Genomic DNA, 18,347 nt, shown 5'->3' with positions numbered 1-18,347 from the left:
AGGACAATGGCAAACAACTTGCCGGAATTGTTGCGGGTCGTGTCGTAGAATTTCCGCGCGCCATTGCTGTTGAGGCGGAAATTGATCTGAGGGCGATTGCCCTCATCAAAGCCCTGGGCCGCGTTGGCGATGTCTGCGCCGGTGACTTCGGGAATGTTGCGCACCAACAGTGGCCCGGTGGTCGGGCCTTCCAGCAGCCGATACCCCGCCCGAGGCACCCCGGCCTGAGCTGACGTAATGGCCGACGGGCTGTTGTCGACCAGATTGAAGGTCATCTTGCCATCGCGGCTGAGCAGGTCTTTCAGGCGCTGCGGGTCAGGTTCGCCCGGCGCTTCCAGAATGATCCGGTCATTGCCCTGTGGAGTGATTGCGATCTCCGAAACGCCATCCGGATCGACCCGGCGGCGGACGATTGTCATCGTCTTGCCAAGCGCGTCCTTCATCAGCGCCTCTTCGGACGCTGCAGGCACGGTCACGAGAATGCGGTCCGTCCCCAATGCTTCGATTTCATATGTCTTGGCGCCGCCGATGGCACCTTCGACATTGCTGTTCAGTTTGCGGATGCGGCGCAGGGCTTCATCCATCGGGAAATTACCTTCGGCGTCCGGGCGCGTCAGTTTGATNTCCAGCTGGCGACCGCTGATCTCCGGCAGGTGTCCGATACGCTCGGACGGCGCAACATTGCTGAGCGCGCTGCGCACNTCGCCNGCAAACACTTCCAGCCGGTTCGCAATCACCTCATCCGGGTTGATCTCCATCATCAGATAGACACCGCCCTGAAGGTCGAGGCCGAGATTGACGCCCTTCTTCGGCATGAAGCCCGGCGCGTTGTCCATATTGGCAACGTTTGGCAGGGCCATCACGACGCCCCATGCCAGTGTCAGGAGAACGAGAGCGACTTTCCACGGTGGAAACTGAAGCATGCGGGAATCCTTGTCATGCAGCGGGCCGGCTTTCGGCCCTGCAAGCGCTTAGTCGTTGGCGGCAACCGGCTGATTCTTGCCGCGCACATCAATCACCATCTGCTTGATGATCTGCACGCGCACGCCATCGGCCAGCTCAACGGTGATTTCATCATCGCCCGGCTTGGTCACCTTGCCGACGAGGCCACCGGAGGTGACGATCGTGTCGCCTTTCTTGATGCCCTCGATCANNGCCTTGTGCTTTTTCGCGCGCTGTTGCTGCGGGCGGATCAGCAGGAAGTAGAAGATCAGGATCAGAGGCAGGAACAGCAGAACCTGGCTCATGATGCTGGGGCCTGCGGCGCTTGGAGCGGCCTGAGCGAAAGCTGGCAGGGTTGCAGCAGCGGNAACTGCAGTCAGCGTGGCAAGTCTGGTCAGCATGTGGTGTTCTCCCGTAGACCCCTGAAAATGTGTTGCTCCTATAGCTGTGGGCAGTTGCATTGGCAAACAAGCCCTGCAGATGAAACAACCGACATCAAAGGGCGCGGGAACGCCCCTCCACAAGCATGGGCAGGTCATGGGCAAGNCCAGACCACTTTTCCGTGCCATCTGGCGCAATTCTGGCGATCTGCTGGCGGCCATCCTTTACCATCGGCGCGACCACGAATCCCTCCGGATTCAACTGGTCGAACAGGGTCTGCGGCACATGCTGGATCACGGAGGTGAACAGGATGCGATCATACGGCCCGCGCTCGGCCCAGCCTTCCAGTCCGTCCCCATGCCGCACGGCCAGATTGTCGAGGCCGAGCTTCACAATCCGCTGGCGGGCATGATCTGTCAGGCGATTGTAACGCTCCACGCCGAACACATCCGCTGCGAGATACCCGGCCAAAGCAGCGATATAGCCAGAGCCGACACCGATCAGCAGGACACGCGCCNCTTTCNGACGCCCCAGCGCGAGCGCCTGGAGCAGCTGGCCGATGGCCGCCGGTCTCGGAATGGTCTGGCCGCANGGAATGGGNAGCGCGCAATCNGCAAAGGCGAGCTGTTTCANCTCCGGATCATCNACGAAGGCNCCGCGGTCAATCGTCTCCATCGCGCCGAGGACCGCGTCATCCGTTACCCCTTCCTGNCGGAGACGCAGGACGAGGCGGGCGGCGCGGAACGGGTCGACGGTCAGTTCTTCCATGACTCCCGCAGCGTCTGGAGGAACGCGTCGTGCGTCAAGTCCACATGAAGCGGTGAGATCGAGACATAGCCATCATAGATCGCCCGCAAATCGGTGCCCTCNTCCGGCTTGGACAGCTTTCCCNTNTAGCCGATCCAGTAATANTCATTGCCGCGCAAATCTTCGCGGCGATCTGTATGAATGATGGATTCGTCGCGGAAGCCCTGACGGGTGATCTGGATGCCCTTCACATCATCGGGCTCCACATCCGGGAAGTTCACATTCATCACGACATCATCCGGCCAGCGCATGTCGATCAGCGGTTTGATNGCCCGGCTGCCCCAGGCGCGGGCCGTATCCCAAGGCAGGGAGCCGCGNTCACGAAAGCTCTGCNACTGGCTGAGCGCGATGGANGGNATGCCNANNTGCATNCCGAACAGGGCGGCCGCGATGGTGCCGGAAAAGCTGGTGTCTTCNGCNATNTTCTGGCCGCGATTGACGCCGGACAGCACGAGGTCTGGCTTCTCCGGCATCAGATTCTGAGTTGCCAGCAACACGCAGTCTGACGGCGTGCCTGCCACAGCCCAGGCCTTCTCGCCCACTTCACGCGTGCGCACAGGATGGGTCAGCGAGATCGCGCGGCCCTTGCCGGATTGTTCCTCCTCCGGCGCAGCGATCCAGACATCATCGGAAATCTCCCGCGCAATATCTTCCAGCACGGCCAGCCCCGGCGCGTTGATGCCATCATCATTGGTCAGGAGAATTCTCATACTTGCCTTGCTCCGCGTTCAATCCTCCCCCGCTTGCGGGGGAGGTGCCCGAAGGGCGGAGGGGGCACTCATCCTTCGGTTACGTTTTGATTCCGCAACTGAAGAAGCACACCGTCCAACACGCCTTCAAGATTGTCATACACGTCGTTATTCCAGACCCGGTGAACATGCCACCCCTTCGCCTGCAGGAAGGCAGTTCGCCGCATATCATGAGCGATTTGGTGGTCTTCAGAATGGGTGTCTCCATCCACTTCCACCAGCAGCCTTGCATCAACGCAAGCGAAATCCGCGATGAACGGCCCGACCGGAACCTGACGCCGAAACCGATACCCTGCCAGCTGACGCCGACGTAGGTGCTGCCACAGAATAACTTCTGCCCGGGTCATAGTCCGGCGTAACCGGCGCGCCTGCTTGATGGTGAGCTTTTCGTTGTCCCGCATTTCCCCCTCCGCCCTGTCGGGCACCTCCCCCGTGAACGGGGGAGGATATCATGCCGCGCGTACCGTTTCATCCTCCCCCGCTTGCGGGGGAGGTGGGCCGCGCCAGCGGGTCGGAGGGGGATTAGGCCGAAATCATCTCAAGGCCGCCCATGTAGTTGCGCAGGGCTTCCGGGACGGTGATGGAGCCGTCTTCGTTCTGATAGTTTTCGAGGATCGCCACCAGCGTGCGACCAACCGCGAGGCCGGAGCCGTTGAGCGTGTGGACGAATTCAGGCTTTGCGCCGGCTTCCGGGCGATAGCGCGCATTCATGCGGCGGGCCTGATAGTCACCACAGTACGAACACGAACTGATTTCGCGATAGGTGTCCTGGCTCGGCAACCAGACTTCGAGGTCGTAGGTCTTGCGCGCCCCTGCCCCCATATCGCCTGCGCAGAGCAGCATACGCCGGAATGGCAGGTCGAGCTTCTTCAGGATCGCCTCGGCGCATTCGGTCATGCGCTCCAACTCCTTCAGCCCTTCCTCCTGGTTCGCCACGACCGAGACAAGCTCCACCTTGTTGAATTGGTGCAGCCGGATCATGCCCTTCGTGTCGCGCCCTGCACTGCCAGCCTCGGACCGGAAACATGGCGTGTGCGCGGTGAACCGTTTCGGCAGTTCGCCGGGTTCGAGGATGCCGTCGCGGACAATGTTCGTCAGCGGAACTTCGGCCGTGGGGATGAGGTAATGTTCAACTGTCGTCTTGAACAAATCTTCCGCAAATTTCGGCAATTGACCCGTTCCGAGCAGCGCCTGGTCCTTCACCAGAACGGGCGGTGAGCATTCCGTATACCCATGCTCTTCTGTTTGCANNTCCAGCATGAAGGCGGCGAGGGCGCGCTCCAGCCGGGCCAGCTTGCCCTTCAGCAACACAAAGCGCGCGCCGCTCATCTTTGCGGCGGTCTCGAAATCCATCATGCCGAGCGCTTCGCCGAGATCGGCATGGTCTTTCACGTCGAAGGCAAAGGATTTCGGCTCGCCCCAGCGGGCTTGTTCCACATTGCCGTCTTCGTCCTGCCCTTCCGGCACTTCGTCCAGCGGGATGTTCGGCAAGCCATAGAGCAGGTCGTCCAGCAGTTTGCGGGCAGCTTCTTCCTGTTCTCCCGCCGCTTCAATCGTGTCCTTGGCGTCGGCCACGACCTTGCGCAGGCGTTCAAACTCCGCCTCATCGCCCGAGGCCTTCGCCTTGCCGATCAGCTTGGAGGTTTCGTTGCGCGCCTTTTCGGCTTCCTGCTTGTCGGTCACCGCCGTACGCACAGCGCCGTCATGCGCCAGGATCTCGTCCACGGAGTCGCCAAGGCCCGGCTTCTTCCGGTTCCAGGCGGCGCGGAACGCGTCGGGATTGTCTCGGATGGCGCGGATATCGAACATGGCTGTCGTCCTGTCTGGTCAGTCGGGCAATGCTCTAATCCGCACCGCGCCAGCCTGCAACCGTGGGATATGCTTAGCAGCCTGCCTGATCAGGCGGCGTCGGCGTCTGCCTCGGCCTGCTTCTTCTCGATCATCTTCACGCACCAGATCGAAATCTCATACAGGCAATAGACCGGAATGGTCAGCAAGACCTGCGAGATCATGTCTGGCGGGGTGAAGAAGGCTGAAAATGCCAGGATGGCGACAATCGCATATTTCCGTCCCTTGGAGAGGGCGTCAGACGACACAACGCCAATCTTGCCCAGAAGGGTCAGAACAACCGGCAACTGAAACGAAATGCCGAAGGCCAGCATCAGCGCCATGACGAGAGACAGATAATCCGCGACTTTCGGCAACATGGTGATGTTGGCGATGTCGCTGTCTGGAATCTCCATCCCGACCGTGAAACGCGCCAGCATGGGCAACATCAGAAAATAGACGAAAGTGGCACCTGCCACGAACAAGACAGGCGCGAAGACAAGATAGGGCCAGAATGCGCCGCGCTCGTTCTTGTAGAGCCCCGGCGCCACGAATTTGTAGAGCTGCCAGGCCATGAATGGAAACGCCAGAAAGATGCCGCCGAACAAGGCCAGCTTCAGCTTGGCGAAGAAGAATTCCATCGGCGCGGTGTAGACAAATTCCAGCTTCGACCCGCGGATCGATTCTGCCATCAGCGCGAAGGGCGCGAGCAGTAGCTCGAAGATTTCCTGCGCAAAGAAGAAGCAGGCAATCGTGCCGACCATCAGCGCCACAAGAGACTGGATCAGACGAGAGCGCAGCTCTGTCAGATGCTCCAGCAGGGGCGCACGGCTTGCCTCAACTTCATCATCAAGGATCTCAGGCTGTTCGTCTTTGGGCGGGACGGTGTTCACGTGGCATCCCCCCCGGTTTTCGGCGCGGTGTCAGGCGCGTCNNTCCCNGCNTCAGGCTCTGGCGNGGGCTTCGGCGCGGAGGTCTTTTCCATNACGGCNGAATTCACATCCGCCTCGAACGCGGCAAGATCGTCCTGCGCCTCTTTCATCGTGTTCTCGCGCTTGAGGTCTTCGATCTCCTTGCGGAGTTCGTCCANCTCACTCTGGCGGGCAATGTCTTCGAACGCGGCCTGGAATTCCCGCGCCATTGCGCGGCCCTTGCCGACGAACTGGCCGATTCGGCGCATCATCATCGGCAGGTCCTTCGGGCCGACAATNATCAGCGCCGCAAGGCCCAACAGCAAAAGCTCGGAAAACCCGATTCCGGGCAGCATATTAAGCGCCCTCCAGTCGGCAGCTTATGACGAGGCCTTCGTCTCGTCCTTTTTTGGGGTGACGTCGACCATTTCGTCCTTCTCGACGGATTTGGTCTCTTCTTCGTCCTTCAGGCCCTTGCGGAAAGCGCCAATGCCTTTGGCCATATCACCCATGATGGACGAAATCCGGCCCCGACCACCGAACAGGAGAAGCGCGACGACCACAACGATCAGCAATTGAATCCAGCTTGGCGACATGCGTCTCTCCTCGAAGATTTCCCGACATATATACAGCAGCCCACGCTGGAACAATGGCCCGGAGCTGCTAAAGAACAGCCATGCGTATCGCCACATGGAATGTCAACTCGATCAAGGCCCGCCTTCCCACAGTGTTGGAAGTGCTGGACGCCATCAATTGNGATGTCGTCTGCCTTCAGGAAATCAAATGCGAGACGAATGCGTTTCCGTANATGGAGCTGGAGGAGCGGGGCTGGAACTGTGAAGTGCTCGGCCAGAAGAGCTATAATGGCGTTGCCCTGCTCTCGAAGCACGAGATCGAGGACGTCACCAAGGGTCTGCCGACCATCGAGGACGAACAGGCGCGCTATATCGAGGCGCTGATCCTCGCCGACCGCCCGATCCGGGTTGGCGGGCTCTATCTGCCAAACGGCAATCCGGCGCCCGGCCAGAAATACGACTACAAGATGGAATGGATGGACGCGCTNGAACAGCATGCGCGCGCCCTGCTGAAACAGGACGAAGCCTTTGTCCTGTGCGGCGACTACAATTGCATTCCTACGCCGGAAGACTGCTGGGATGAAACCGTCTGGCAGGATGACGCGCTCGCCCTGCCCCAGACGCGGGCCGAATTCCGGAAACTGAAATATCTCGGCCTCGCCGACGCGTTTGAGTTAACCGACAACCGGGCGCATCAATACACGTTCTGGGACTATCAGGGCGGCGCCTTCAAGAAGGATCACGGNATCCGNATCGATCACCTGCTCTGCTCTCCACAGGCTTGCGACAGGCTCCAGTCGGTGGAGATCTATCGCAAGGCCCGGGAACTTGAGAAGCCATCCGACCATGTGCCCGTGATTGGCACGTTTGAAGACTAGGCCNTATTCGGCGCGGTCGATGTCATCGGCCCAGGCCGCAAGCCAGAAGGTCACTGCCTGCCAGTTGATGGCAACTTCGTTCAGGGAGTACGCATCGACATGATCGGCGTAGCAGGTCTGGGCGTGGCACTGATCGAAGATCACGCGCGCAACAGGNCCGGCAGGATCGGTATTGTTCGGACCGCCCGCGACAGCGCCGGGTGGCGGTAGCGGATAACCTTCATACTGAGCTCCGGCCCAATGGCGGTGATGCGGCGCCTTGAAGGCGTTTTCGCCATGACCGGCAACGTATGAGAGGTCGCGGGGATTCCGACCGAGAACGTAGTCCAGCAGGTCCAGAGCGCCATCACGATACCGCGTGTCTCCAGTCAAATCATACGCGGTGCCAAGCATGACGCCGCGATTGCCCAGCAAGCCCATCGAGCCCCACGGCCAGACACCGCGGCTCATCGGAATCTGATAGCCTTCAAACCTGGTCTGCTGGACATATCCGTTTGTGGTGTTCAACAGCGCTGCCTGAGCTTCGGCCCGGATATCCTCGTCCGGTGCAAACCGGGACAGGGTGAGAATTCCATAGCCTGATGTCGCGCTCCAGGAAGGTTGCTGATACTCACTGATCGGCCACTGATCCAGCTCCGACTGGTATCGCTTCAGATCGTCTGCATACTTGGCCGCGCCTGTTGTGGCGTACAGTTCAGCAGCTGCCCAATAGAACTCTTCCCGNACATCCGTGGACCCGTACGGTCCGCTTCCGGGAATGTTGTCGTACGCGTAAACATCCGGCAGGCGTTGAGCTGCCTTGTAGGCGCGCTTTGCTGCGGACAGACATTTGTTCGCATAGGCATCATCGANTCCCTGGAAAACACGGGCGCACTGCGCGCCCACCGCGGCAACATGAAGGGTCGCCGCCGTTGATGGAGGTGCCAGCGCACGCGCACGATTGCTCTCATGTGGCATGACGGGAAAGTCCGGCCAGCTCGTATCGCCGGACTTGTGATGCACCATGCCCGACACATCGGTGAGTTCGGGNTCAGCGGTNTCCCANTGGCCGGACATGTTTCCCCGAAGNATGGGGGCTTCCATACCCGGCTTTGCCTGCATGCTCAGCATATAGTCGATGTTGACCCGTGCCTCATCCAGCAGGTCATTCAGGCCGTTCCCGGATTCCGGAAGATTGGCGGCGCCGTCTTCAAACCCTTTCGTGCCGCGCTCATAGGCGTTCAGCAGCGCCCACACGCTGACACCACCATTCACGACATATTTGCTGTGGTCGCCGGCATCATACCATCCGCCACTGACATCCAGCTTGTAGTCACATCCCGGCCATTTNACGTCATATTTGTCCGTGCCGGAAAAGCAGGTCAGCAATTCTCGTTCATGGCCGGCAGGGCGCGCCCATTGCTGNCCGCCCGCATATTCCGCTTCAATCGGAACAGCGACGCGATTGTGATAGAAATAACGGAGNGTATCGTATTTCAGCTTGTTGAAGACGTTCTCAGAGACATCGAAAGGGTGGCTCTTGCCGACACCTTCGACGTCGAGAACCANCTGGGTCGCCGGGGTCCTCAGAGCATCTGTGATGACCAGCTGAATGTNGGCATTGGAGCCCTCATGGAAGCCTTGAGGAATTGTCATGCCTTCNGCGGCAACNGCCCCGTTGGGCGCGAGAATTCGCCAGTTCAGCGGTTCGGCAATATCCGTTTCAGCAATACCGACAAAAGTGTAGCCAGGCCGAATGCCGGTCTGGGTGGCTCGCACAGGATTACGCGGCGCATTGAATGCGTTGAGATATTCCTGCTGGCGAGCCGAAATTTGCGCGGCAGCTGCGCTTGCACCATCATCCTGTGGCGCGGTTGCGCACCCTGCCANTACCAGCGCTGAAGCCAATGAGGCGAAAGAAACATTCTTGAGCGAGACCATCGGTTGAGTCCAATTTCTGCATGATTTTGAACCCTACCATGCAATTTCAGGACCACTCAGCGAAGATCNAACCGTCTATTCCCGCTAATTTACCGAACCGTACTCGGCGCCTGCCTCATCGAAATAGGCCCGCCAGAAGGCTTTCACGTCCGCGACGGGCAGGTCATAAATCTGGCGGGGAACGATCCGCGCGACGACCTCAGCCTCATCCAGTCTCGGTTTCAGTTCGGCCAGTTCGCTATCCAGATACGCTTCGTAATCTGCCCCGGCCCGGTAGAAGCTGAACCCGTCAGAGTGCTGCATCAGGTCTGACACCAGAACCACTCTGCGGCCGCGTTCGCCTGGCTGAAAGTCAGCGCGATCTGCAACAGAATAAACAGCTTCGATCAGAGGTGAGCTGGGCTGACGCGTGTCCATGAGGGCCGCTTCCACGCTCTCCAGCAGAGGCGCATAGAACTGCCCCTGCCAAGTCTGCTCTACCATTTTCGGATTCTGGAAGATCGGATTTGCCTCGGACGCGCTCCCCGGCGAGCAGGCATAATGCACCACTTTGGGATCGTAGGGGCTGNCCGCATTCGGGATCATGACGGTGAGCCGGCCATATTTCGGCAAGGCACGCGCCTCGGCGTCGACGAATTCATAAACCCAATCCAGATCATTTGGATTGAAGGGGTCCGATTGATCGATCAGGATGATCGTGTGGGCCGGATCATTCCGGTCAACCCGGCAACTGGTCTCCGCCATCAGCGTGGGCGGCTGGTTGAACGCCACCAGGGCGAACAATGCAAAGACAACCCCAAGCATCAGCGCGATCATTCCGCGCCAGAACCATGGGCCTCGGTCACTTCTGCGACGTGGCATCCCTGTCTACTCCTCCTAGGCGCGGCGAGCCTGATCAACGGGGACATGTGTTGCCCCNTTGGCGTCGCGGACCTTGCTGATTTCGTCAGCAACTTTCTTCTCGATGGAAGACAAGCCCTTCTGGACTTGCTGGATGTGCTGTTCAAGCCATTCCCTGGTCTGGTTCAGNGCCTTGATGTTATTGTCNATCGCCGCAATCGCCTTGTTGGCCTGCTCGCGTTCCTTTGAATAATCGAAGGGCGGCAGTTGCGGTGTGACGATTTCGCTAAAGTATTCCGGGCAAGGNGCCTGATCGCCCAGNCGGTCCCNATTGGCATTGCGNGCGCGGCGGTGAGCCTGACGGTATGCCACTTTCAGGCTGCGCTCCTGATCNGCTGCGCGGGCCGCGATGGCGGATGCGTAATCACGGCGCGTTTCCAGCAAATTCATCGCTTTNTCGATCTCGCGTTTCGCCGCAACGTGACGCGATTGCTGAGTCTCGAACCAGAGACGGCAATTCGAGAAATAGTCAGACAGGTCATCGCGAACGCCATTGCGGACCTCCTGACGACGCTCATAGGCGCGGCGTTCTTTCCGCCAGACGCGGCCATACCCCGGATAACGATCGGAGATACGATCATAGCCCTCATAGATGGCCAGGCCGAACACGGCGAGCCCCATGAAAAGCAGGCCAAGAGCCAGGAAGCTCTCCAGCGCGAAGATGTTGGGGAACATTGACGAGATGACTTCGCCCGGCGCGATAGAGAACATCGAGAATGAGCCCAGCGTTCCGGCTTCGGTGGCGGCGAGCAGGCCAAGTTCCACGGCGTCCCGGAAATGGGCAACGAAGAAGTTCAGGAAGATGCCGGCGAGAATGAAGATCATCGCAATGGCACCGCCCATGATCTTCGCTGGCAGCGCCGGGTGATTGAGATAACGCAAGCCGAAGAAGCCCGCGATCACGCCAAACACGACGTTCACAGCAGACACACCGAACGCGATCATCAGGCCGCCCATCAGGCCATTTGCCTGAGCGTCCTTGAACAACAGCGCGTTGAAACCGCCTTCAAGGATCATGATGAAAATCAAGATCGCGACGGCCTGCTCGACATTCTTCTTGATGTCCGGCGTCCGGTCGCCGATTCTATCACCGTGGCGCAGCTTGAACTGCTGGAGCTCGATGATCGCGGCCGAATGAGTTTCCTTCGCCTCGTTCACATCATCCAGTTCGTAGTGGCGATATTCGTTTTCTTCCGTCTTGATCGCCTCACGCAATTGGTCGGGATAGATGTCGATGGGCGTGTAGTCAGCAATATAGTTGCGGACAGACGCAGCNGTCGTNGTCAGCCATGTGCCAAGGCCCCGGCGAACGTCTTCTGCGCGTTCAGCAATCTGCTGTTCGCATTCGCTCCACTCATCAGGGGTCGCNGCCTCAGACATGGGCAGGCCATCACGCCCGTCCTTCTTTGCGGTCACCTTGGTGATCTGGCGACTCAACCCGAGATATCCCTGGGCGCGCTTGCCCTTCAGACCATGATCAGAAAGGTCGTTGCGAATCTCCAGCGGCTTCACCTTTGTCTGGCATCCAACGTCTGCGCCCCAGCGCACAGCTTTCTTTGACATGCTACATCCTCTTAACAACACACCGCGTTTCATTAACTTTCGCGAAGATGGGCTGCCTTGGTTACTGAAGCGTGAAAACCGGCGCGGTTAATGCGTATCGTAATGTAATTGGCACAGCTTCATGCTTGCGGCGTTCATTTCGAAAATGTAACAGCGTAACCATGAGCTTTCATCGCCATCGGACCCTCTACCTGGCCCTTCTGGCAGCGCTGTTCGTTTTCGTGCAGGCGCACGCACTCGGCCATGCGGCGGAGCATGGAGATGAACCGCATGACCATTACGGCGCNGCATGCGAACTCAGTGTGATTGCCACAGATCAGATCCTGTTGCCCGCGGCGCCAAGCGAGCCATTCGTCTTGCCGCCTGCGCCCGGCGCAACTGAGCCCTGTATTTCTGCCGCCAACTGGACCCGTCCGCCGGGGCGCGCGCCGCCTCCGCGAAGTCCTCCACCCCTTCAACAATAGAAGCCATTTGTCACCGCCTTCGGGCGGCACGTCTATTGTCTGAAGGACCCTCCAATCATGAAATTCCCAGTCTCTCGTCGCGTCATCGCGACGTCGCTCCTGTTGAGCGCAAGTCCCTTTGCCTTCGCACAGGAAGAAGCGCCTGAAACCCTCGATACCATTATCGTCACTGGCGTTGGCCCACAGCGCACATCAGATGAAATGGTCGGCAATGTCACCGCCATCGACCGCGGTGAACTGGTTCAAAAACTCTCCGGCACGCTCGGTGATACGCTGTCCACGGAAGCGGGTGTCTCGACCACCTTCTTCGGTCAGGGGGCCAGCCGCCCGGTCCTGAGGGGGCTTGGCGCGGAACGCGTACTCGTTCTCACAAATGGGATCGGCACCATTGATGCCTCCGCCGCGTCGCCGGACCACCAGGTCGCCACCGACGGCATCGACGCCGAAAAGATCGAGATCGTTCGCGGACCAGCTGCGCTGGCCTATGGCGGTCAGGCGATCGGTGGTGTGGTCAATGTGATCGATGGCTTGATCGTTGAAAGCCTGCCCGATGAACCGGTCTCCTTTGACGGNTTTGCCGCCAACAACAGTGNAAATGAAGGCTCGGAGCTGGGCGGCAAGGCGCGCTTCGCGACCGGCCCATTCGTTCTGACACTGTCAGCATCCGCACGCGATTTTGGCGATTATGACATTCCGGGCTTTGCAGAGTCATCTCTGCTGAGAGCAATGGAAGAAGACGAGCACGATGATCATGATGATGAAGATGATCATGACGATGAAGATCATGACGACGAGGACCATGATCACGACGAGCACGAGGGTGAAGAAATTCGTGATACGATGGAGAATTCCTTCCTCCAATCCGAAACCTATTCAGCCGGCTTCTCTTGGGTTGGTGATGACGCGTTCCTGGGCTTTGCCATCCGCCAGCAGACGTCCAGCTACGGGTTGCCAGGCCACGAGCATCATCATGAGGAAGAAGAGCACGATGATCATGATGATGAGGATGATCACGACGATGAAGATCATGACGACGAAGATCACGAGCACGAGCACGAGGAAGAATCCCCGTTCATTGATCTGGAGCAGACCCGTTATGACATTCGCGGTGGCGCCAAGCTGAATGCCGGCCCGCTTACGCACATTGCCGGCAACCTGTCCTATGCGGACTATGAGCATATCGAGTTCGAAGGCGCAGGTGAGCCGGGCACCGTGTTTACCACTGAGGGAACTGAGGGCCGCCTTGAGCTTGGTCATGCATTCGGCGAATTTGTCGGCGCGGCTGGCGTTCAATTCCTGGACAAGGATTTCAGCGCAGACGGCGACGAAGCCTTCCTGACACCAACATCCACCAAGACCTTTGGGGCCTTCCTGTTTGAAACCCTGCAATTTGCAGATCATTCCGTACTTGAAGGTGGTCTCCGCTTCGACAATACCGAGCTCGACAATGACATTCAGGGCGAACGCAGCTTCGACCTGTTCAGCGCATCAGCGGGCGCGCACAAGCATATGGAGTCCGGCTGGTGGATCGGCGGCCTGGTCAGCTATACCGAGCGCGCGCCAAACGAAAGCGAGCTGTTCGCAGATGGTCCGCACCTCGCGACCAGTCAGTATGAGGTTGGCAACGCCTCACTGAGCAAGGAGAAAGGCACGAATATCGAAGCCTCGCTCCGCTGGGAGAATGACCGTTTCAGCATCAGCGGGAACATCTTCCATGCTGACTTTGACGGCTTTATCTACCTGACACCCGGCGTGGTGCTGGAGGATGGCGTTGAAGTGGATGAACTGGATGAACTTCCGGTCTTCCTGTTCCAGCAACAGGGCGCGAGCTTCACAGGCGCAGAGATCGAAGCCGAAGCCCGCTTCCCCGAGGGATTGCTGGGCGCAAACTGGGTCACCTCTGCCAGCCTCGACCTGGTCGATGGCGAACTGGATGACGGGGGCAATGTGCCTTACCTGCCGCCGATGACATTCCACGCGGCGCTTGATGCCGATTGGGGCCTCTGGTCCGCCGGGGTCAACGTCACNGCCGCTGCCGATCAGGATGATCCGGGCACCGGAATTNTGCCAACAGACGGATATGTCATGACCGGCCTGCGCGGTGCTGTGAATCTGTCAGAGCTTGGCTTTGGCAAGGAAGGCACGCAATTCTTCGTGGAAGGCCGGAATCTGACGGATGAGGAAGTCCGCTATTCCACATCGGTCCTGAAGGATTCGGTGCCGGCACCGGGCCGAAACATTCGCGTCGGTATTCGTGTCGCGTTCTAACCAACAGGCGTGGCCTGACCTGCACGATTCGTGTGGGTCAGGCTGCTGGCTGGCCCAGATAGGCCGAGAGAATGGCCTGATCGACGACTGTTCGAACATGCACAGGTTCAAAGGGTTTCGGGATCAGGTAGGACGGTTCCTCGTCCTGTCCCTGCAACAGCATTTCCGGATAGGCGGTGATGAAGATCACCGGGACCGGGTTCTCCATCGCGCCGAGGATGTCTCTCACAGCATCAATTCCAATGGATCCGTCAGCCAGGCGAATGTCTGACAGGATCAACCCGAACTCTGTCTCAGCGGCGAGGTCGACGGCTTCCTTGTGGGTGGTTGCAATCCCCACAACTGAGTGGCCCGCTTCGGTCACGATCTGGGACAATTGATAGGAAATCAGGGATTCGTCTTCGATGATGAGAACGGACGTGCTGACTTCGTTGGCGATCGTGGTTTCCGCCTGTCTCAGCATTTCCTCGACATCGGTATCGTTCACGGTGAGTATCCGGGCCGCTTCCTGAACAGAGAATCCCTCGACGACAGTCAGCAGCAATGCGCGGCGCTGAATGGTCGTCATCGTGCTCAGGATCTTGCCGATGCCACTATCTGCGGACAGCTTGCTGACGCGCTTGCTGATCGACTTGTCGAGTTCGGCAAACAGGTCGGCCTTGTTGAACTTCAGATCCGGGGCAACGGAGATTCGGAATATGAGCGACTCGATCATGTCTTCGACGGCTTCGTCGCCGTTCGTCTGCTCCCCCATCAAACCGCGCGCATAGCGCCGCAGATAGGGTAGTTCTGAAGAAATCAAGTCAGAGAGCATCCTGCCCGTATCCCCCTTTAGTTGGCCATCTTTGCTGGCCAACGCATTGCAGGCCGTCTAACCCTGATCACCTGTTCTTCAGAAATGCATAATCAAGGGTTAAGAACAATAATACGTGTCAGCAGCGGGCGGGTTGCCCGTGCCAAGCAGCTTGAGTCACAGAATTCCTCAAACCTGCAATAATTACTACAGGACACAACCTCACCAGAAATGCGGGAACAAGTCAGCGCCGCGGGCGCCTCCCCCCTAAGGGGCACTCAACCGCTCGCGAGCCCGATGCAGCGCCATCTGTAGTAAATACTACAGTTCAAGCCCATCACCCTGAACGGCAAGCGATTGCCGCTGGCACAAAACGCAGTTCGGAGGGATGCGAACTGCGAAAATATTCAGGAAACCCGGCCNCAGGCTGGCAGGGACACCCTCATCCGGTAACCGGTTTCCGTCGGCCCGTTTTCCAGATGCGCGCCGATTTGCGCCGCTGAGGCCGCCATGATGCGCTTGCCGAGACCNGAGACCGATCCTGGCGCGGGTTCCGGCCGCTTGGCGGCGCCGCCATTGTCTTCGCAGAGGATTTGCAGCCCGCCTTCAACCTGTCCAGAGCCCTTGATCCAGATTTCGCCCGGCTGGCCGTCGCTGAAGGCGTGCTTGATGGAATTGGCGACGAANTCACTCACGATCACGGCGATGGCGCTGGCCGTGGAGGTGGGAATAGCGACGGCCCCTGCCTCGCAATGCACGCGAACCCCCGGCGGCGCGGAATCTTCGAGCAATTGGGCGATGTGGCCCAGGAAGGCATCAAGGCTCACCGCATTCTCCAGCGGCGAGTCATGCAGCAATTCGTGAAGCGCAGCTGTCGCCTCAATTCGCCGCCCGATCGCATCGAAGGCTTCGGTCATGTCCACGCCCGGCCTAGCGCGGCTCTTGTAGACGCGCACNAGCGAGGCGACCGACTGGAGCGAATTCTTGACCCGATGGTCCATTTCATTGCGCAGGATTTTCTGGTTCTTCAAGGCGAGGCGCAGATCCAGNTCCCGCATCACCTGCCGGGCGAGCGTGTGCAGCGTGCTTTTCTGAAAATCGTCCAGCGCGTTCGGCTTGTTGTCGAGCACGCAGAGCGTTCCGATGGGCAGGCCATTCGGCGCTTTCAGCANCNCNCCNGCATAGAATCNCAACCCGTCCGNGGGCGTGCAGAGTTCATTGTCTGCNGTGCGCGGGTCCAGTTGGGTGTCGTGGATCTCNACGTAATCCTCACTCAGGATGACGTGAGAGCAGATCGAGGTGGCGAGCGGCGTTTCGCGNGCGCCNATNCCGACTTCCGCCTTGAACCATTGGCGGTCTTCATCGATCANATTCACCACCGANATCGGCACATTGCANATGCGCGAGGCCAGCTCGACAACTTCGTCGAANTCCGGCTCGCGCTCTGTGTCCAGAATGTCGTACTTCCGAAGGGTCTCCAGCCGGAGAGCCTGGTTCGGGTGGGCNGCCGCTTTCATAGGTGTGATTCCAGTGTCTTTTCGCGCCACTATAGCGGGAGTTTCANCAAATACACCCATAAGTGGCCCGCGCACTGCCAGCTGCACATGCGACGCCCGTGAAGGCGCTTGAGCTTGGAATCCGGATTGTCAGGAAATGGCCGCCGCGTCAGGTGTCCGGCAGGGGCAGAGGCACGCCGAGCCTGTCGGCAAAATGGTCATGCGCCGCGCTGCNCGGCCCNAAATCGAGCCCGCGCGGTGCGGTGCTCAACCCGACCAGCGGCACATGACGTCTNTGAACATCTTCGCCATCCAGCGCGGCGCGCAAGGCGGGCGATGGCTCNGCCCCCGGCAAGGGCGCGCGCCGCCGCCCGGTGAAATCATCTGACAGGGCCAGGACAACCACNTCGCCCCAGCCTGCAATGCCCCACAGCATCTGCGCCCCCGGCGGGGCTTCNCGCCGGAACCATGCCTGCAAGCGCTGAATGCGCCANAAGATCAGTGGCCAGACGGGCCACAGATACCACGGCAAGGTCTTCACAGGGGAGAAAAGCGAACACTCCATCGCCCGCCAGTATATGTCAGGCGGCGGAGGGGTTGGATAAGTTTATTTCCCGCGCAATGATGGCGGCAGGATGGGGCGGATTTGAAGGGGGATAAGCGCCCTGCCCCAATCCCGGCCATCGCGAGAACGCGCTCCCGTCAGGATCAGGTCGCACCTCGTCGCCCCGTGTCACCATATGTCGCCCAGTGTCGTCTCATGTCGCCTTCTGTGAGCGCTCATGCTGAGCGAAGTCGAAACATGTGCGCGGGCTATGCAATCTGGCTCCCGGACATTTGCTGCGCAAATTCCGGGATGACAGGATTGGGAGGCTTGCTCAACCTGTCCGGCCATCGATGCGCCAGTCCGGGAAGCGGCGGACCTTTCCGGCGAACATCAGGCAGACTTCATTGCCCGCCGGGTCGCGCAGCCGCGCCTCTCGCCAGCCCCAGGATTCGTCAGTGGGCTCCGTTTCAAAGACCATCCCCTGCGCTTTCAGGTCCTCGACATGCGCGTCGAGCGCGTCGGCGGACGGGTGGTCGAAATAGATCACGGGGCCGGACCCCACTGGCGCGGTGGCAGCGTGGAGCGACAGGGTCGCGCCGCTGCCATCGGCGCTTTCGAACCGGGCATAGCGCGGTGGAGCCTCCACGATCCGCACCATGCCAAGCGCCTCATAGAATGCGACGCTGGCAGAGTAATCGAGACAGGGTATGGTGATTTGATTGATGATCATGGACGGGCCTTTCATGCACGACATTCGTGAGAGGCCTGTCTTGTAATTGCTCAAGTTAGGGTGAGGTCAAGGGGCGAACCCGTGGTCAATAAACAGCCTCCTGCCTACCGGTGAGAGGAAACACGCAAGTTTCCATGACAGTTGTTGCGGAAAAGTAGTGAAGTTAGCTTACGATGAATACTCATCGTATTTCATACATGAATAGCGTTCAACGCAACTTTGAACCGACTGGAGTCCTCATTATGCCATTCAATTTTCTCACAGAAGCAGAGGGCACTTCGGCAGACGAAGCTATTGAAGAGTTACGCCGGATAGATTGGGCAAACGAACTTCTAAGTGTAATTGAGCACAATGGCGGAGTTTCTTTCGACAATACCAGCTTTTTGTTTGAATTGCGCTTTGCTAGAGCTCTCCACTCGGAAGAAATTGTACCGACATACGAAGCACCTGGAGAAGCGAAGTCCACATTAGACTTCGAGTTCACGCACAATGACCAGAAATGGCGAATTGAACTTTTACGTCTCAACGAGACAATGGCAGCCCGTAATGCCATACAAAAAGTGCAGGTTGGTCTAGTCAACATTTGGAGAAGGGTG

13 protein-coding genes and 3 pseudogenes are annotated in these 18,347 nt (G+C 59.0%); 3 read left to right on the top strand and 13 right to left on the bottom strand.

Annotation, left to right across the window (positions count from 1 at the left end; translation table 11 throughout):
* The 9 genes and pseudogenes from CBB91_RS07165 to tatA all read right to left on the bottom strand — a co-directional run.
* A pseudogene (locus CBB91_RS07165) lies at positions 1 to 923 on the bottom strand (protein translocase subunit SecD); the annotation flags it as partial.
* A gap of 48 nt (positions 924 to 971) precedes the next feature.
* Positions 972 to 1,343, bottom strand: a complete 372-nt coding sequence (gene yajC, locus CBB91_RS07160; protein ID WP_273013125.1) for a preprotein translocase subunit YajC — start codon at positions 1,341 to 1,343, stop codon at positions 972 to 974.
* A 94-nt stretch (positions 1,344 to 1,437) separates the two neighbouring features.
* Positions 1,438 to 2,091: a methyltransferase domain-containing protein gene (locus CBB91_RS07155; protein ID WP_273013123.1), complete on the bottom strand. Its 654-nt coding sequence runs from the start codon at positions 2,089 to 2,091 to the stop codon at positions 1,438 to 1,440.
* Positions 2,079 to 2,840 (bottom strand): 5'/3'-nucleotidase SurE, encoded by a 762-nt coding sequence (gene surE / locus CBB91_RS07150; RefSeq protein WP_273013122.1) that lies wholly within the window; start codon positions 2,838 to 2,840, stop codon positions 2,079 to 2,081. The genes CBB91_RS07155 and surE overlap by 13 nt, the downstream gene beginning before the upstream one ends.
* Positions 2,841 to 2,908: 68 nt before the next feature.
* A complete protein-coding gene (locus CBB91_RS07145; protein WP_273013121.1) occupies positions 2,909 to 3,280 on the bottom strand; it encodes a DUF559 domain-containing protein in 372 nt (123 codons plus the stop codon).
* A gap of 121 nt (positions 3,281 to 3,401) precedes the next feature.
* Positions 3,402 to 4,688, bottom strand: a complete 1,287-nt coding sequence (gene serS / locus CBB91_RS07140; protein ID WP_273013119.1) for a serine--tRNA ligase — start codon at positions 4,686 to 4,688, stop codon at positions 3,402 to 3,404.
* 89 nt (positions 4,689 to 4,777) lie between these two features.
* A complete protein-coding gene (tatC, locus tag CBB91_RS07135) occupies positions 4,778 to 5,599 on the bottom strand; it encodes a twin-arginine translocase subunit TatC (RefSeq protein ID WP_273013117.1) in 822 nt (273 codons plus the stop codon).
* Entirely contained in the window at positions 5,596 to 5,973 is a 378-nt protein-coding gene (gene tatB, locus CBB91_RS07130; RefSeq protein ID WP_273013116.1) for a Sec-independent protein translocase protein TatB, read from the bottom strand. The genes tatC and tatB overlap by 4 nt, the downstream gene beginning before the upstream one ends.
* A gap of 24 nt (positions 5,974 to 5,997) precedes the next feature.
* Positions 5,998 to 6,213, bottom strand: a complete 216-nt coding sequence (gene tatA / locus CBB91_RS07125; protein ID WP_035553949.1) for a twin-arginine translocase TatA/TatE family subunit — start codon at positions 6,211 to 6,213, stop codon at positions 5,998 to 6,000.
* A gap of 80 nt (positions 6,214 to 6,293) precedes the next feature.
* Between tatA and CBB91_RS07120 the strand changes: the two genes are divergently transcribed.
* Complete coding sequence (locus CBB91_RS07120; RefSeq protein WP_273013114.1) at positions 6,294 to 7,070, top strand: exodeoxyribonuclease III; 777 nt, start codon at positions 6,294 to 6,296, stop codon at positions 7,068 to 7,070.
* A gap of 51 nt (positions 7,071 to 7,121) precedes the next feature.
* Here the strand turns inward: CBB91_RS07120 and CBB91_RS07115 are convergent.
* Positions 7,122 to 8,705: pseudogene (locus tag CBB91_RS07115) on the bottom strand (glycoside hydrolase family 9 protein); the annotation flags it as partial.
* Positions 8,706 to 11,974: 3,269 nt separating this feature from the next.
* Between CBB91_RS07115 and CBB91_RS07110 the strand changes: the two are divergent.
* Positions 11,975 to 14,185: a TonB-dependent receptor gene (locus CBB91_RS07110; protein WP_273013112.1), complete on the top strand. Its 2,211-nt coding sequence runs from the start codon at positions 11,975 to 11,977 to the stop codon at positions 14,183 to 14,185.
* Positions 14,186 to 14,222: 37 nt separating this feature from the next.
* Here the strand turns inward: CBB91_RS07110 and CBB91_RS07105 are convergent, their stop codons facing one another.
* The 3 genes from CBB91_RS07105 to CBB91_RS07095 form a co-directional block, all read right to left on the bottom strand.
* Positions 14,223 to 14,999 carry a response regulator gene (locus tag CBB91_RS07105; protein ID WP_273013110.1) on the bottom strand — a complete coding sequence of 259 codons (777 nt, stop codon included), beginning with the start codon at positions 14,997 to 14,999 and terminating at the stop codon, positions 14,223 to 14,225.
* Positions 15,000 to 15,385: 386 nt separating this feature from the next.
* Positions 15,386 to 16,495 (bottom strand): histidine kinase dimerization/phosphoacceptor domain -containing protein, encoded by a 1,110-nt coding sequence (locus CBB91_RS07100; RefSeq protein WP_273013108.1) that lies wholly within the window; start codon positions 16,493 to 16,495, stop codon positions 15,386 to 15,388.
* Between the two features lie 857 nt (positions 16,496 to 17,352).
* Positions 17,353 to 17,775: a VOC family protein gene (locus CBB91_RS07095; RefSeq protein WP_345906760.1), complete on the bottom strand. Its 423-nt coding sequence runs from the start codon at positions 17,773 to 17,775 to the stop codon at positions 17,353 to 17,355.
* A gap of 149 nt (positions 17,776 to 17,924) precedes the next feature.
* Between CBB91_RS07095 and CBB91_RS07090 the strand changes: the two are divergent.
* Positions 17,925 to 18,347: pseudogene (locus CBB91_RS07090) on the top strand (hypothetical protein); the annotation flags it as partial.

This window comes from Hyphomonas sp. TMED31, from assembly GCF_002172815.1.
Classification (GTDB): domain Bacteria; phylum Pseudomonadota; class Alphaproteobacteria; order Caulobacterales; family Hyphomonadaceae; genus Hyphomonas; species Hyphomonas atlantica.
The sequence above is the reverse complement of the archived record's forward strand: the minus strand, read 5'-3'. Positions and strand labels throughout refer to the sequence as shown.